Below are 15,344 nucleotides of genomic sequence, written 5' to 3' on the forward strand. Positions count from 1 at the left end.
GGCAGTGACCAGCGCGACACGGACCGACGAGTTCGACCCCTTCTCGCCCGAGTCCATGGATGACCCGTACCCCGCCTACGCCGAGCTGCTGCGCGCCGAGGAGCCGCTGTACCTGGCCCAGCGCGACATGTGGCTGGTGATCCGCTACGAGCACGTCCGGTTGGCGGCGAAGAACCACGCAGGCCTGTCCTCGGCCGACGGGATCGCCTACCACCGCTCCACGTTGCCCGTGCTGTTCGGGCTCGACCAGCCGGACCATACCCGGCTACGCGCCCTGATCCGGCACGACTTCTCCCCGCGCGGGGTGCAGTTCTGGCGGCCGTTCATCGAGCGGGTCTGCGGCGACCTGCTCGACGAGGCCGTGGCCACCGGCGACATCGACCTGGTCCAGCAGGCGATCATCCTGCAACCGGTGAAGGTCATCACCACCATCGTCGGGGTGCCCGACGACAACCTGGCCAAGCTCAAGCTCACCGCCGGTGTGCTGGAGAGCTTCATCGCCAACGCGAAGGTCGGCGAGGACGCCCCGCAGGACCCGGACGAGAACGCGTTGCGGTTGCAGGCCGCGAAGGCGGCGCTGTCGTCGGTCGCCGGACTCTCCGGCTACCTGGGCAACCTGCTCACCCGGCGGCGCGACGAGCCGGCCCGCGACGACGTGGTGTCGAAGCTGTTCGCCGCCGCGGCCACCGGCGGGGTGACCGAGAACGAGATCCTCTGGCTGTGCCTCACCCTGCTGGTCGGCGGGCAGGAGACGATGACCCACTTCCTGGGCAACATGCTCGACGCGCTGCTCAACCACCCCGACCAGTTGCGCCTGGTCCGCGAGCGGCCGGAGCTGATCGGGCCGACGATCGAGGAGACCGCCCGGTTCTATCCGCCGGTGCAGAACGTCTTCCGCACCGCCACGACCGACGTGGTGGTCGGCAACACGACCATCCCGCAGGGCGCCCGGGTGGAGCTGTCGTTCGCCGCCGGCAACCGGGACCCGCGCAAGTTCCCCGACCCGAACGACTACCGGATCGACCGGGTGACCGACGGTCACCTCGGCTTCGGGGCGGGCATCCACACCTGCGTCGGCGCGCACCTGGCCCGCCTGCAGGCCACCACGTTCCTGCGGATGCTGCTCGACCGCACCGACGACATCGAACTCATCGGTGAGCTGGTCAAGGTCAAGAGCCCGGCGTTCCGCGGGCTCGACCACCTGCCGCTGCGGTTGACGCCGAGGTCGTCCGGCCCGTTCGCGCCGGCGGCGCGGGCGTAGTGGGCACCGGGGAGGGGGACGGGGTGACCGACAGCAGCACCGACACCAGCACCGACGCCGGCGCGTTCAGTCTGGCGTTCACCGGGGAAGGGGCCGGTGCCGGGCCGCTGACCTGGGCACAGAGCGTCATGTGGGGGCCGATGCAGTGGTTCGGCAAGGAGGCGAACCAGTTCAACATCGGCCGGGCCCTGGTGTTGCCCGCACCGGTCGCGCCGGACCGGTTGACCGTCGTCCTGCGGGACCTCGTCGAGACGCACCAGACCCTGCGGACCCGGTACGTCCAGCGGACCGACGGGCCGCGCCAGGAGGTCGCCGCGAGTGGGGCGTACGACGTGGTGGTGGTCGACGACCAGGGCGACCCGGCCCGGGTCGGTGACGAGTTGGTCGCCACGCTGAGTGAGGCGGCGTTCGACCACGAGGCGCAGTGGCCGCTGCGGGTCGGCTGCGCCCGCGACCGGGCCGGGCGGATCAGCGCGGTCGCCCTCGTCGGATCCCACCTGGCGTTCGACGGCTGGGCTTTCACCACCCTCACCGGCCTGCTGCTCGACCGGCTCACCGGGCCGCCGTCGACCCCCGCCGCGCCGCCGTCGGGTCAGGCCGCGCCATCGCCGGCCCCCGCCGCGCCGCCGGCTGCCCGGCCGGCCGGTGGGGTGCCACAGCCGTTGACGCAGGCCGCCTTCCAGCAGTCGCCGGCCGGGCAGCAGACCAGCCGGCTGGGGCTGCGGCACTGGGAGCAGGGGCTGTCGGTCGCGCCGGCCTCGATGTTCGACCTGCCGACCACGCCGACGGGCGGCCAGCCCGTCGAACGGCACCTGCTGGACTCGGCGGCGGTCACCGCGGCGGCGACCGCGCTGGCCACCCGGACCCGCACGTCGTTCTCGACCGTGCTGCTCGCCCTGACCACCCTGATCCTGACCGCCTACAACGGGCACCACACCGCCGTGTTCAAGCTGATCGCCGGCAACCGGCTGGACCGCGACAGCCGCGACCTGATCGCCCTGAACACCCTGGACGCACTGCTGGTCCACCGGGTCGACGACGACGTCGACCTGCTCACCGCGATCCGGAACCTGCACCGGCCGGCGTTCGACGCGTACCGGCGGGCCCAGTGCGACCCGGCCGAGGTGCGCCGGGTGGTCGAGCGGGTCGGCCGGCGACGCGGGGTGGCGTTCGACCTGTCCGCCTACTTCAACAACGGGCACCGGGGCAGCGACTGGGCCACGACCGACCCGGACCCGGGGCCGGACCGGCTCGCCGTGCTGCGCCGCGACTCCCGCTACTCCCGACTGGAGCCGCTGTCCAAGAGCGACATGAGGTTCTACGTCGCCGCCAGCAACCTGGGCGACGGCCGGTGCCGGCTCGGGCTGCTGGTCGACACGGCGTACCTGCCGGGGGCGCTCGGCGAGACCGTCATCCGGGGGATCGAGACGCTGCTGTGCGACGCGGTCGCCGAGGAGGTGCGGGTCGCCGAGATCGCCGGGCGGATCGGCCTGACCCCGGCCCGCCGGGGCAGCGACTGGGTGTCCACCCCGGCCGGTTGGGTCCGCCCGCAGGCGGTGGCGGACCTGGTCGGCGAGGTGGCCGGGGGCGTCCCCGCGGCGGCCCTCGTCGACCCGGCGGGCGACGGCGGGGTGACGGTGTACGTGGCCGCCTCCGAACGCTCGCCGCGGGAACTGCACCGGCGGGTCCTCGACGCGCTGCCCGGCCGACCCGGGGTGGCCGCGCCGGCCGGGTACGTGGTCTGCCGGTCCGTGCCGCCCGCCGGGGCCGGGCCGGACGCGTGGCGGGACGTGCCGGTGCTGGCCCGGGGATCGGGGCGCGATGCGTAGCGCGGCGGGCGGGTCACCGGATGCCGTGGACGGATGCCGGGCGTCGATGGTGACTGATAGTGTTCTATCGGTCGTTCGGTGGCGGGAGAACGGAGCCGGGGCGCGATGCTGGGGGGCGACGGCGAGATGATGACCGACGACGTCGTCATCACCGGGATCGGTGCCGTCACGCCGCTCGGCCTCGACCGCGACAGCACCTGGCAGGGTCTGCTCGCCGGCAAGTCCGGCGTCGGTCCGGTCACCGCCTTCGACGCGAGCGCGCTGCCCACCCGGATCGCCGCCGAGGTGCGCGGCTTCGAGCCGGCCGAACACTTCACCGGCAAGCAGCTGCGGCGGATGGCCCGGTTCAGCCAGTTCGCGGTGGTAGCCACCCGCGAGGCGGTCGCCGACGCCGGGCTCACCGTCGACGCCGGCAACGCCGCCCGGGTCGGCGTGGTGGTCAACGCCGCGGTCGCCGGCTTCGACACCGTCGAGGCCACCGTACGCGGACTACTCGCCCCCGACCCGACCGCGCCCCTGTCGCACTTCGTGCCGTCCTCGCTGACCAACATGCCGGCCTGCGAGGTCGCCATCGAGGTGGGCGCGCACGGGCCGGTCAACGCCAGCGCGCTGGCCTGCGCCAGTGGCGCGTACGCGCTGCTCGACGCCCGCCGGTTGATCCTGTCCGGGGAGGCCGACGTGGTCATCTGCGGCGGCACCGACGCGGCGGTCACCCCGGCCATGTTCGCCGGCCTGGTGAGCATGGGGGCGATGTCCCAGCGCAACGACGACCCGACCGGTGCGAGCCGGCCCTTCGCCGCCGACCGGGACGGCTTCGTCTTCGGCGAGGGCGCGGTGATCCTGGTGCTGGAGTCCGCCGCGCACGCCCGCCGCCGGGGCGTCACCCCGTACGCGACCGTCGCCGGTGGCGCGCTGACCAGCGACGCCTTCCACGTCAGCGCCCCCCGCCCCGGCGGGGTGTTCGCCGCCGAGGCGATCCGGCAGGCCCTCGACCGGGCCGGGGTCCGCCCCGACGAGGTCGACTACATCTGCGCCCACGGCACCTCGACGAAGGCCAACGACCTGACCGAGACGGTCGCCATCCGGGCGGCCCTCGGGGCGGCGGCCGACCGGGTCGCGGTCAGCGCACCCAAGTCGATGCTCGGGCACCTGATCGGCGCGGCGGGCGCCCTCGGCGCGATGGTGTGCGCCCTGGCGATCCGTGAGGGCGTCGTCCCGCCGACGGTCAACCTGCACCAGCCCGATCCGGAGTGCGATCTGGACTACGTGCCCCACCAGGCCCGGGAGATGCCGGTACGGGCGGCGCTCACCAACGCCTTCGGCTTCGGCGGGCAGAACTGCGTCGTCGTGTTCACCGATACCCCGTCGCGAGGAGAGTCCGGATGACCGCGCAGTTCCCGCTGATCCCCACCGACCACCCCACCCCGCCGCAGACCCGGGAGGAGATCCTCGCCGACCCGGGTTTCGGCCGCTACTTCACCGATCACATGGCCACCGCGGTGTGGTCGCCCGACGCCGGCTGGCACGACCACCGGGTGGGCGCGCTGGAGCCGTTCACCATGCACCCCGGCGCGGCGGTCCTGCACTACGCGCAGGAGATCCTCGAGGGGCTCAAGGCGTTCCGGCACGCCGACGGCAGCGTCTGGCTGTTCCGCCCGGAGCTCAACGCCCGCCGGTTCGCCGCGTCGGCCCGCCGGATGGTCCTGCCGGAGCTGGACGAGGAGACCTTCGTCGAGAGCGTGGCCGCGCTGGTCCGCGCCGACGAGGCGTGGGTCCCGCCGTACGGCGGTGAGCAGAGCCTCTACCTGCGCCCGTTCATGTTCGCCTCGGAGGCGTTCCTCGGGGTGCGTCCCGCCCAGCACGTCACCTACTGCGTGCTGGCCTGCCCGGCCGGGTCGTACTTCCCCAACGGGGTCACCGGCGTCACGCTCTGGGTCAGCACCACCTACAGCCGGGCCTCGATCGGTGGCACCGGCGCGGCCAAGTGCGGCGGCAACTACGCGGCCAGCCTCGCCCCGCAGCGGGAGGCCCTGGGCCACGGCTGCGAGCAGGTGCTCTACCTGGGCGGCGAGGGGCGACGCAGCATCGACGAGTCGGGCACCATGAACGTCTTCTTCGTCACCCGCGACCACCAGCTGCTCACCCCCGGCCTGGGCACCATCCTCGACGGGGTGACCCGCGACAGTGTGCTGACCCTCGCCGCCGAGCACGGCCTGGAGCCGGTGCAGCGCACCATCGACCTGGACGAGATGCGTGCCGGGTTCGCGGACGGGTCGATGACCGAGGCGTTCGCGGCCGGCACGGCGGCGGTGATCACGCCGATCGTCGGGCTCAAGAGCGACGACTTCGCCCTCACCATCGGCGACGGGGCACCGGGCAAGTACACCCAGCAGTTCCGGGATCGGCTGCTCGACATCCAGACCGGCCGGGCTGACGACCCCCACGGCTGGATGCGCCGGGTGCTGTAGTGCCCACCCCGATCGCGGTCGTCGGGATGGCGGTCCGCGCGCCCGGCGGGGTGTCGAGCCCCGACGCGTACTGGTCGGCGCTCGTCGCCGGCCGGGACCTCACCGGCGAGCTGCCCGACGACCGTCGGGCCGGGTTCGGCACACAGTGGGACGGCATGGTCACCCGGGGCGGCTACCTCGACGCCGTGTTCGACTTCGACGCGAAGTTCTTCGGCATCTCGCCCCGGGAGGCCCGGGTCCTCGACCCGCAGCACCGGCTGCTGCTGGAGGTGGTCTGGGAGGCGTTCGAGGACGCCGCGATCCCGGTCGCCACCGTGGCCGGGGGCACCGGGGTCTTCGTCGGGGTGACCGGCCGGGACTACCGGCAGTGGCTGACCGGGGACCCGAACTCGTACTGGACGATCGGCAACGGGCACAGCTTCACCGCCGGGCGGGTCGCGTACACCCTGGGCTTGCAGGGGCCGGTGTTCGCGCTGGACACGGCCTGCTCGTCGTCGCTGGTGGCGGTGCACACGGCGGCGCGGGCGCTGGCGGCGGGTGACTGTGACGCGGCGGTCGCCGGCGGGGTCAACCTGATCCTCGCCCCGAGCACCACCCGGTCGGTGGCGCAGACCGGCGCGTTGTCGCCGGACGGCCGGTCGCGTCCGTTCGACGCCGGGGCCAACGGGTTCGTCAGGGGTGAGGGCTGCGCGATGCTGCTGCTCAAGCGGCTGGCCGACGCGCAGCGCGACGGTGACCGGGTGCTCGCGGTGCTGCGCGGCACCGGGATCAACCACGACGGCCGGACGGCGACGTTCACCACCCCGAACGTGGCGGCCCAGGCGGGGCTGATCGACACGGTGCTGGCCGCCGCCGGGATCGCCCCCGGTGAGGTCGGCTACCACGAGGCGCACGGCACCGGGACCCCGCTGGGTGACCCGGCCGAGATGTCGGCGGTCGCGTCGGCGCTCGGTCGCGCCGACGGCCCGCCGCTGCACGTGGGTTCGGTGAAGGGCAACATCGGCCACACCGAGTCCGCCGCCGGGGTGCTCGGGCTGGTGAAGGCGGTGCTCTGCCTGCATCGGCGCACGATCGTCCCGCAGGCCAACTTCCGTACCCTCAACCCGCGCATCGACCTCACCGGCACCGGCATCGAGATCCCGGTCGCCCCGCTCGCCTGGGACGACCGGTTCGGGGCCTGCGCGTCGACCAGCTCGTACGGGATGAGCGGCACGAACGCGTTCGCGGTGCTGTCGCCCGCGCCGCCGGTGCCGCCGGCCGTGCCGGCACCGGTGGACGGGTTCCCGGTGTCGGCGGCCACCGGGCCGGCGCTGGCCGAGCTGGCCCGCCGCTACGCCGACCGGCTGGCCGGGTTGCCGGCGGCGGACTTCCCGGCGTTCGCCGGCACCGCCGCCGGGGGACGGACCCGGCTGGCGCACGCGGTGTGGGTGCGGGCGTCCGGCCCGGTGCGGGCGGCCGAGGCGCTGACGGCGGTGGCCGCCGGCACCGCCCACCCGGACGTGCGGGTGCTCGGTGCGGACGATCCGTTGCCGACACCGAAGCACCGGGTGGTGGCAGCGCTGCCGACCTACCCGTGGCAGCGGCGCACCCACGTGGTGGACCGCCCGGACTGAGCCGGGCCGGTGCCCCGGTCGCCTGGTGAACCGGCCGGCTTACGGTGGGTCAGCCGCCGGCCCGGACGGCGTGGTCGGCGCGCAGGGCTGCCCGGGTGGCCCGCGACGGCAGCGCGAAGTGCAGGGTGGACGCGGCCACCAGCGCGCCCCGGCGGTCGCTGGCGCGGGCGTCCACCACCGCCGACCGACTGGCCAGCTTGATCACCTCGGCGGTGACCCGCAGTTCGCCGGGCTCGGCGGGTTCGAGGAAGCTGATGCTGCTGTGCGCCAGCACCATCGCCGGTGTCGGGCCGATCAGCACGGTGACCGCGACGAAGCCGGTCAGGTCCATCGCCCAGAACATGGCCGGCCCGGAGATCGTGCCGTCGAGGCGCAGTTCGAGGCAGTCGGGGCCGGTCACCGCGACGACCCGGTCGTCGTCGACCGACTCCAGGCGTAGGCGTTCGGCGCCGGAGATGACCTCGGCGAGCCAGGCCCGCGCCTCATCGACCGACATCACAGCGCGGCTAGGCATGGACGCCACTATAGGCGATGACCGGGTAGCGCTCCGTCCTACGTGATCACCCTGGCGTACCGGATCCACCACCCGGACGCCCCGCCGGGCCACCCCGGGTGGGGTGGCCCGGCGGGCGGTGGTCACTCCAGCACGAACGTGGCCTCGGCGTTGCCGGTGGCGTCGGTGACGGTCCGCAGGTAAAGCAGCCCGTTGCTGTGCCGCAGGTACTGGCCGGGGTAGTTGACCGCCTCGAACGACACCCCGGCGGCGTTGGACAGGCCGGGCCGCTGCACGAAGCTGGCGTCGGCGCGGTACGTCGACGACGCGTCGTCCCGCTCGACCCACACCTCCCAGTTGCGGTGCCGCAGGTGGTAGCCGGGGAAGTTGGTGGACTCCAGGGACACCGTGTTGCCGCCGGCCAGGCCGGGCACCAGGCGGAACTGCGAGTCGGCGAGGTTGGTCACGTTCGCCTCCAGCCGGGCCCGGTACTCCCAGTGCCGGACGAACCGGTCGGGCAGGTTGTCCGACCGCAGCCGGACCGGGGTGGCCCCGTCGGGCACCGGGATGCCGAAGTTCGGGGTGCCGTCGGCGTTCCAGTAGACCTTCTGGATGCGGGTGCGCCGATTGGGGTCGCGCAGCGGGTCACCGCTGATGTCCCGGTAGTTGCGGTCGTGGTAGACGAGGATGTCGCTCTGCCCGTCCTCGGAGACGGTGAACGAGTTGTGCCCCGGCCCCCACTGGCCGGTCGCGGCGTTGCTGGTGAAGACCGGCTGCGGCGACTTCACCCAGGACGACGCCCGGAGCAGGTCGCTGCCCGCCGAGGCGGTCAACAGGCCGAGGCAGTAGTTGGCGTCGGTCGCGCTCGCCGAGTAGGTGAGGAAGATCCGGCCGTTGCGTTGCAGCACGGTCGGTCCCTCGTTGACCTTCACCCCGCCGCGCATCTCCCAGTCCAGGGTGGGCACGGCGATGCGGGTGGGGGAGCCGCTGAGCGTCCACGGGTTGGCCATCCGGGCGATGTAGAGGTTGGAGTTGGTGGCGATCCCCGGCTCGGCCTGCGCCCAGATCAGGTAGCGCACCCCGTTGCTGACGAACGTCGACGCGTCCAGCGCGAAGGTCTCCCAGGGGGTACGGATCTGCCCCTTCTCGGCCCAGCTCGCGGTCAGCGGGTTCGCCCCGGTGCCCTCCAGGACGTACATCCGGATCGCCCAGACGTTGTCGGTGGCACCGGCGGCGAAGTAGACGTACCAGCGGCCGTCGATGAAGTGGATCTCCGGGGCCCAGATGTGCGCGCCCATGATGCCGCTGGTGTGCCGCCACCAGATGACGGCTTCGGGGGCGGTGGACAGGCCCTGGAGGGTGGTGGCCCGGCGCAGCACGATCCGGTCGTACTCGGGGGCGGTGGCGGTCATGTAGTAGTAGCCGTCGGTGTGCCTAACGATGTGCGGGTCGGCGCGCTGCGCGACCAGCGGGTTGGTGGCCCGCACGGCGGGGGCGGCCCCGGCCGGGGCGGCGGCGCTCAGCAGGCCGGCCAGCAGGGCCAGCACGAGCAGCGCCGCCGTCCGGGTCCGGCCGGGACGGCGGCCGGGCGGCGGGGCGGTGCGGGGTGCGGTGGTGGGCGGGACCGCCGACCGGGGGTCGGGTGAGGCGGACATGCGGTGCTCCTGTCGGGGTGGGGGATATGCCTCGCCGGCCGACCACGGGGGTGGTCGGCCGGCGAGGGGGACGGGTGTTACGACTTGGCCAGGTCGAACTTCCGGACGGTCACCGCGCCACCGAGGGAACTGGTGGCGTAGTTGAACATGGCGAACCGGTAGCCCATGAAGAACTGCCAGGCGTTGTTGAGGGTGAACGCCGGGCCGAGCGAGGTGAAGTTGACCCCGTCGGTGCTGTAGGAGAAGCGGGCCTGCCGGCCGGAGCCGGGGGAGATGTCCGCGCTGACCCGCAGCCAGATCCTGCCGCCGGAGATGCCGGCCCCGGCGACCTCGGTGCCGGTGCTGGTGGTGTTCCAGTTGCTGTCCATGGTCAGGTTGTTGACCATGGCGACCCGGGTCGCGCCGTTGTCACGGCGGACGCCGATCCAGGCCGACTGGTCGCGCAGCATCGCCAGGCCGCTGCGGTCACCGTCGCGCATGGTGGAGTAGTCGAGTTCGATGGTGGCGGTGGACCGGGGACCCTGGATCCGGTGGGTCAACGTGTTGCGCGCGTTGTACAGGTCGTTGGTCACCGTCGCGGTCTGCAACCGTAGCCCGTCGTTGACCGACCACTTGGTGTTGTCCGGGTTGTGGTTCCACTCGTACTGCGGGCCGAGTGTGGTGCCGGCGAAGGTGTCGGTACCGATCATGGGTTTGACCTGGCGTGGTGGCCGGGGCACGTTCGGGTACGGGTACGACGCACCCCAGGTGTTGTTGACCAACTGGAGGACGGGCCAGCCGCTGGAGTTCCAGGTGACCGGGGCGAGCACCGGCACCCGGCCACCGGGGTAGGCGTCCACGAACCCCATGTAGTACCAGTCCCCGTTCTGGGTCTGCACCATGCCGCCCTGGTGCGGCACGCCGCCGCCGGCGATCGGTCCGGGCAGGTTCAGCAGCACCTGCTGCATGGTGTACGGCCCCCACGGGCTGGACGCCTTGAGGATGTACTGACCGTTGGCCGGCCGGGTGAGGAAGATGTAGTAGCTGCCGTTGCGCTTGTAGAACCGGGCCCCCTCCAGGGTGCCCACGCTCGACGGGGTGGTGAACACCTGCTGCGAGCGGACCTGGGTCTTCCCGTCGGCGGAGAGCTGGGCGACGCTGATGTTCGTGTTGCCGTACGCCACGTACATGGTGTCGTTGTCGTCGACCAGCAGACCGGCGTCGTAGTAGCACTGGTCGAGCGTGGTGTGCCTGGTCCACGGTCCCTCGGCCGACGGCGCGGTGTAGATGTAGGTCTTGCTGAAGTCGATGCAGCCGCCCCAGTAGAACGTCTTGTTGCTCTTGCGGTAGCCCAGGAACGACGCCCAGATGCCCCGGACGTAGCCGCGCCCGGCGGTCATGTCGTACTTCTGGCCGAAGTCCAGCTTGGGCACCGAGTGCCCGGCGAACTCCCAGTTGACCATGTCGTAGGAGCGCAGCACGGGTGCGCCCGGGGAGTAGTGCATGGTCGACGCCGAGTAGTAGTAGGTGTCGTCGACCCGCAGGATGTCGATGTCGGCGAAGTCCTGCCAGAGCACCGGGTTGCTGAAGGTCGACGACGGCGGCCACTGGCCCGGCGGGGTGGTCGGCGGCGGCGTGGTGGGGGGCGGGGTGGTCGGCGGTGGGGTGGTGGGCGGCGGTGTGGTGGGGGGCGGCGTGGTCGGCGGTGGGGTGGTCGGTGGCGGCGTGGTGGGCGGCGGGGTGGTCGTGCCACCGGTGCAGGCGACGCCGTTGAGGGTGAAGCTCGTCGGCTTCGGGTTGCTGCCGTTCCACGAGCCGTTGAACCCGAACGACACGTTGGCGCCGGTGGCGATGGTGCCGTTGTAGCTGACGTTGCGGGCGGTCACCTGCGCCCCCGACTGGGTGACGGTGGCGTTCCACGCCTGGGTGACCTGTTGCCCGGCCGCGTACGACCAGGTCAGGGTCCAGCCGTCGATGGGGTCACCGAGATTGGTGATGGCCACGTTCGCACCGAAGCCACCACCCCACTCGGACGAGACGGTGTAGTCGACCGTGCAGCCGGCCGCTGCGGCCTCGGCCGGCAGGGCGACGGCTGTGCCGGCGGCGATCAGAGCGGCGGCCATGGCCAGCCGGGCCGGCAACTTTCTGTTCAATGGCATGCGGTACTCCTACTGGGGGTGGTGGGAGCCGGAGGTCGGAAGGCGTCCGGTGCCGGGGTGCGGGCACCCCGGCACCGGACGGCGGTCAGGCGACCGTGCAGGCGGTGCCGTTGAGCGTGAACGAGGACGGTCGGGCCGTGTCGCCGGTGTGGGTGGCCTGGAAGCCGATGTCGACCGAGGTGTTCGGCGCGATCGTGCCGTTGTAGGACACGTTGCGGGCGGTCACCGCCCCGCTGGTCGGGGTGTAGGTGGCGTTCCAGCCGCTGGTGATGGTCTGCCCACCGGGCAGGGTGAACGCCAGCGCCCAGCCGTTGACCGCCGTGCCGCTGGTGTTGGTGACGCTGATCGAGGCGGTGAGACCGGAGTTCCAGGAGTTCACCGTGTACGCGACCCGGCAACCCGCCGACGGCGGGGGCGTGGTCGGCGGGGGCGTGGTGGGTGGCGGGGTGGTCGGCGGGGGCGTGGTGGGTGGCGGGGTGGTCGGCGGGGCGGTGGTCGGCGGGGTGGTCGGCGTGTTGCCGCCGAGGCTGCCGGGCACCGCCCGCAGGGCGTTGTACCAGGTGGTGGCCATCTTGCGGTAGCCGGTGGCGTTCGGGTGGATGCCGTCGGCCAGGTCGGCCGTGCCCACCGCGCTGAACATGTCCACCAGGTGCACCCGCTTGCCGGCGTTGACCTTGCTCTGCACGATCCCGGGGATCGCGGCGTTGAACGTGCGGACCGCCGACTCGGTGCCGTTGCGTGGGATGATCGTGGCGACGAAGACGTCCGCGTTCGGCGCGGTGCTGGTGATCTTGTCGATCAGGGTGGAGAGCCGGGTCGGCGCACCGGAGGCGTTGTACATGTCGTTGGTGCCGATGTGCAGCAGCACCGTGCGCGGAGTGGTGTTGCGCAGCCAGTTCACCACGTTGGCGTCGATCTGGGCGATGGTCCAGCCGGAGTGGCCCTCGTGGTCGTGGTCGCCCAGGTTGGACGGCCCGTTGAACATCGAGCCGACGAAGTCGACCCGGTAGCCGTCGGCGACCATCCGCTGCCACAGCTCGATGCGGTAGCCGCCGGGAACGTTGAAGCCGTCGGTGATCGAGTCGCCGAGGGGCATCACCCGTACCCCGCCGTTGGATTCGGCGCTGGCGGGTGCGGTCACCACCGACCCGGTGGCGACCGCGGCCACCAGGGCGGCGGTGGCCAGGCCCAGCAGGCGCAGGCCGCGGCGCATGGTGGGCAGCCGTCGGCCGGTGGGTGCGGTACGGACAGGGTGGGGGTGGTCGGATCGGGGTGGCCCGGCGTTCGGGCAGCTCGTGCCGCTCATGGAAACTCCCTGGGGTGGCGCGCGGAGCGCGGTGCGGACGTGCAGCACGGCGACCGTCCCGGGATGTCGCCGTCTCGTCCGGCTCGTGGACAAGGGGTGTGCCGGCACGGGTGGCGGACGTCGCCGCGCGAACGGACCGACCGCCGTGTCCCCGGCGGATTCCCTGGAGCTGACGGGCGGAGGTGCTGCCACGCGCATCGACCGGGAACCCGGACCGCGTCACCGGCGGTGGACGCCGTGTGTGCCGGTGGCCACCGACCCCCGCAGGTGGACGAACCCCAGCGGGTGGACGAACCGGTGACCACGGCCGAAGCGTGCCCTGCGCTCCCGCCGCGATGCACCATATCGTGTTATCGCTAACATCGGCAACAGATCGGTGCGCGACGATGCCCGGGTGAACTACCGGCCGGTCACCGCCCGGCGGTCACCGCGTCGCGTCGTCGGTGGCTGGGCGCAGCAGTGGGTCGAGCCAGCGCAGTTGCCGTTCGACCTGCCACGCCTCACCGCCCTCGTGGCCGTTGAACGGGTAGGTGTGCAGCTCCCGTGGCGGTGTCCCCTCCCGGCCGTTCGCCGTGCCGTACTGGTTGTAGGCGGCGAAGCCGGTGCTCGGCGGGCAGACGTTGTCGCGCAGGCCGATGCCGAAGTGCGCGGGTGCGGTGGCGCGCCGGGCGAAGGTCACCCCGTCGACATAGGACAGCGTGTGCCGCACGGCCTCCTCGACCTGCCGGTGCACCGCCAGGTACCTGGCGATCTCGCCGTACGGGGCGGCGTCGGTCAGCTCGATCCCGCGTTGGACGTCACACAGGAACGGCGCGGTGCTCAGCAGCGCGGCGAGGTCGTCGCACAGGCCGGCCACGGCCAGGGCGAGCCCGCCACCCTGGCTGTTGCCGAGGGCGGCCACCCGGGCCGGGTCCACCCCGGGCAGTGCGCGGACGGCGTCGACCGCGCGGACCGCATCGGTGATCAGCCGGCGGTAGTGGTAGTCGTGCGGGGCGAGGATGCCCCAGGTGGCGGGCCACGGGCCGCCGGGTGCGCCGTGCGGGTCAGGAGTGTCGCCCGCGCCGTGCAGCCCGGACTGACCCCGGTTGTCCATCAGCAGGTGCGCGTACCCGGCTGCCGGCCAGGTCAGCCGCTCGTGCGGCAGGCCCCGGCCGCGTCCGTAGCCGGCGTACTCGACCACGGCGGGCAGCACGGCGTCGACCCCGGCCGGGCGGGTGTACCAGGCCCGTACCGGGTCGCCGGCGAAACCGGCGAAGGTGACGTCCCAGGTGTCGACCAGACGCAGGTCGGTCCGGTGGGGGCGGACGTCGACCAGCACCGGCCGGCCGCGCGCCGCGTCGAGCGTGTCCCGCCAGAACCGGTCGAAGTCGGCCGGTTCGACGACGGTCGGCGCGTAGCGCCGCAGGTCCTCGCTGGATGCCATGGGTTCCTCGGGTGCTCAGGGACGGGTGGTGGCGGGTGGGGCGGTGCTCTCCCGGACGACCAGCTCGGTCACCAGGTCGATCCGGCTGGTCGCCACCGTCGCGCCCCGGGCCAGCTCCAGCAGCATCTGGGTGGCGGTGCCGGCCATGTCCCGCAGGGGCTGGTGCACCGTGGTCAGCGGCGGGTCGGTCCAGCCGGCGACCGGCAGGTCGTCGTACCCGATCACCGAGAGGTCGTCGGGGACCCGCAGGCCGAGCCGGCGGGCGGCCCGGAGCACGCCGATGGCCTGCAGGTCCGAGCCGGCGAAGATCGCGGTCGGCCGGTCGGGCCCGGCGAGCAGCTCCAGGCCGTGGGCGTGCCCGCCGTCGACGTAGAAGCTGCCGTAGCGCACCAGGTCGACGTCCACGGGCAGGCCGATCTCGTCGTGGGCGGAGCGGAAGCCGGCGGCGCGGGCCTGGCTGCACAGCACGTCGCGGGGCCCGGAGATGACGGCGATCCGTCGGTGGCCCAGCTCCAGCAGGTGCCGGGTGGCCAGCAGGCCGCCGTTCCAGTTGTTGGAGCCGACCGTCGGCACCGACGCCGAGGTGGCGCTGTCGGTGTCGACGACCACGAACGGGATGCGGTGTTCGGTCAGCATGAGCTGCTGCGGCGGGGTCGGGTGGCAGAGCACGAAGAGCAGGCCCAGCGGACGCCTGGCGACCAGGGCGTCCAGCCGACGGGGCGCGGGCCGGTGTGCCCCGTCGAGCTGGGAGATGGCGATGCCCAGCCCGGCGGCGGACGCCACCGCCTCGACCCCGCTCATGATCTCCATCGCCCAACCGGAGTTGAACTCGTGGAAGACCAGGTCGATCTGGTCGATCCCGGGCGACTGCCGGCGGATGCGGCGGCGGTAGCGGTGGCGCTCCAGGCTCTCCTCGACCCGCGCCCGGGTCTCGGCGGCGACGTCCGCCCGCCCGTTGAGCACCTTCGAGACGGTCGCCACGGAGACGCCGACCTCCTCGGCGATGGTGGCGATCGTGGCCGAGGCCTGTGGGGTGAGCGGGCGGGACGCGGTCATCGAAGCCTCACCAGGCACGTCCGAAAGTTTCGGAGAACTCTAGCACGTCCGGTTCGAAACCGGGATTCGACAGTGCCCGAAGATTTTGACGGGGGTGAATGT

The 15,344-nt window shown here is 72.8% G+C and carries 11 protein-coding genes; 5 read left to right on the forward strand and 6 right to left on the reverse strand.

What is annotated here, in order from left to right:
- Positions 1 to 4 precede the first annotated feature (4 nt).
- The 5 genes from ACWCHM_RS09235 to ACWCHM_RS09255 all read left to right on the forward strand — a co-directional run bounded on the left by ACWCHM_RS09235 (position 5) and on the right by ACWCHM_RS09255 (position 7,171).
- Entirely contained in the window at positions 5 to 1,261 is a 1,257-nt protein-coding gene (locus tag ACWCHM_RS09235; RefSeq protein ID WP_204960402.1) for a cytochrome P450, read from the forward strand.
- Between the two features lie 23 nt (positions 1,262 to 1,284).
- Positions 1,285 to 3,090, forward strand: coding sequence for a hypothetical protein (locus tag ACWCHM_RS09240; protein ID WP_454222096.1), 1,806 nt, complete (start codon positions 1,285 to 1,287; stop codon positions 3,088 to 3,090).
- 78 nt (positions 3,091 to 3,168) lie between these two features.
- Complete coding sequence (gene fabF / locus ACWCHM_RS09245) at positions 3,169 to 4,476, forward strand: beta-ketoacyl-ACP synthase II (RefSeq protein WP_454222097.1); 1,308 nt, start codon at positions 3,169 to 3,171, stop codon at positions 4,474 to 4,476.
- Entirely contained in the window at positions 4,473 to 5,558 is a 1,086-nt protein-coding gene (locus ACWCHM_RS09250) for a branched-chain amino acid aminotransferase (RefSeq protein ID WP_204960404.1), read from the forward strand. The genes fabF and ACWCHM_RS09250 overlap by 4 nt, the downstream gene beginning before the upstream one ends.
- Positions 5,558 to 7,171, forward strand: coding sequence for a beta-ketoacyl [acyl carrier protein] synthase domain-containing protein (locus tag ACWCHM_RS09255; RefSeq protein WP_454222098.1), 1,614 nt, complete (start codon positions 5,558 to 5,560; stop codon positions 7,169 to 7,171). The genes ACWCHM_RS09250 and ACWCHM_RS09255 overlap by 1 nt, the downstream gene beginning before the upstream one ends.
- A 49-nt stretch (positions 7,172 to 7,220) precedes the next feature.
- Here ACWCHM_RS09255 and ACWCHM_RS09260 read toward each other — a convergent pair whose 3' ends face one another.
- From ACWCHM_RS09260 to ACWCHM_RS09285, 6 genes are all read right to left on the reverse strand, one after another.
- Entirely contained in the window at positions 7,221 to 7,685 is a 465-nt protein-coding gene (locus ACWCHM_RS09260; protein WP_204960405.1) for a PaaI family thioesterase, read from the reverse strand.
- 122 nt (positions 7,686 to 7,807) lie between these two features.
- Positions 7,808 to 9,319, reverse strand: a complete 1,512-nt coding sequence (locus ACWCHM_RS09265) for a family 43 glycosylhydrolase (RefSeq protein ID WP_454222099.1) — start codon at positions 9,317 to 9,319, stop codon at positions 7,808 to 7,810.
- A 77-nt stretch (positions 9,320 to 9,396) separates the two neighbouring features.
- Entirely contained in the window at positions 9,397 to 11,457 is a 2,061-nt protein-coding gene (locus ACWCHM_RS09270; protein ID WP_281896780.1) for a family 43 glycosylhydrolase, read from the reverse strand.
- Positions 11,458 to 11,542: 85 nt separating this feature from the next.
- The gene (locus ACWCHM_RS09275; protein WP_454223046.1) at positions 11,543 to 12,670 is read right to left on the reverse strand and encodes a cellulose binding domain-containing protein; all 1,128 of its coding nucleotides are present in this window, start codon (positions 12,668 to 12,670) and stop codon (positions 11,543 to 11,545) included.
- A gap of 517 nt (positions 12,671 to 13,187) precedes the next feature.
- Complete coding sequence (locus ACWCHM_RS09280; RefSeq protein WP_454222101.1) at positions 13,188 to 14,186, reverse strand: acetylxylan esterase; 999 nt, start codon at positions 14,184 to 14,186, stop codon at positions 13,188 to 13,190.
- A 15-nt stretch (positions 14,187 to 14,201) separates the two neighbouring features.
- Positions 14,202 to 15,242 (reverse strand): LacI family DNA-binding transcriptional regulator, encoded by a 1,041-nt coding sequence (locus tag ACWCHM_RS09285; protein ID WP_204960408.1) that lies wholly within the window; start codon positions 15,240 to 15,242, stop codon positions 14,202 to 14,204.
- Between the last annotated feature and the right edge of the window lie 102 nt (positions 15,243 to 15,344).

The organism is Micromonospora sp. SCSIO 07396 (assembly GCF_053667945.1).

Bases quoted from the DNA above. Each gene is read 5' to 3' on its own strand.
- ACWCHM_RS09270 (WP_281896780.1), bottom strand. From the start codon at position 11,457: ATGCCATTGAACAGAAAGTTGCCGGCCCGGCTGGCCATGGCCGCCGCT.
- ACWCHM_RS09285 (WP_204960408.1), bottom strand. From the start codon at position 15,242: ATGACCGCGTCCCGCCCGCTCACCCCACAGGCCTCGGCCACGATCGCC.
- ACWCHM_RS09250 (WP_204960404.1), top strand. From the start codon at position 4,473: ATGACCGCGCAGTTCCCGCTGATCCCCACCGACCACCCCACCCCGCCG.
- ACWCHM_RS09265 (WP_454222099.1), bottom strand. From the start codon at position 9,319: ATGTCCGCCTCACCCGACCCCCGGTCGGCGGTCCCGCCCACCACCGCA.
- ACWCHM_RS09275 (WP_454223046.1), bottom strand. From the start codon at position 12,670: ATGCGCCGCGGCCTGCGCCTGCTGGGCCTGGCCACCGCCGCCCTGGTG.
- ACWCHM_RS09280 (WP_454222101.1), bottom strand. From the start codon at position 14,186: ATGGCATCCAGCGAGGACCTGCGGCGCTACGCGCCGACCGTCGTCGAA.
- ACWCHM_RS09260 (WP_204960405.1), bottom strand. From the start codon at position 7,685: ATGCCTAGCCGCGCTGTGATGTCGGTCGATGAGGCGCGGGCCTGGCTC.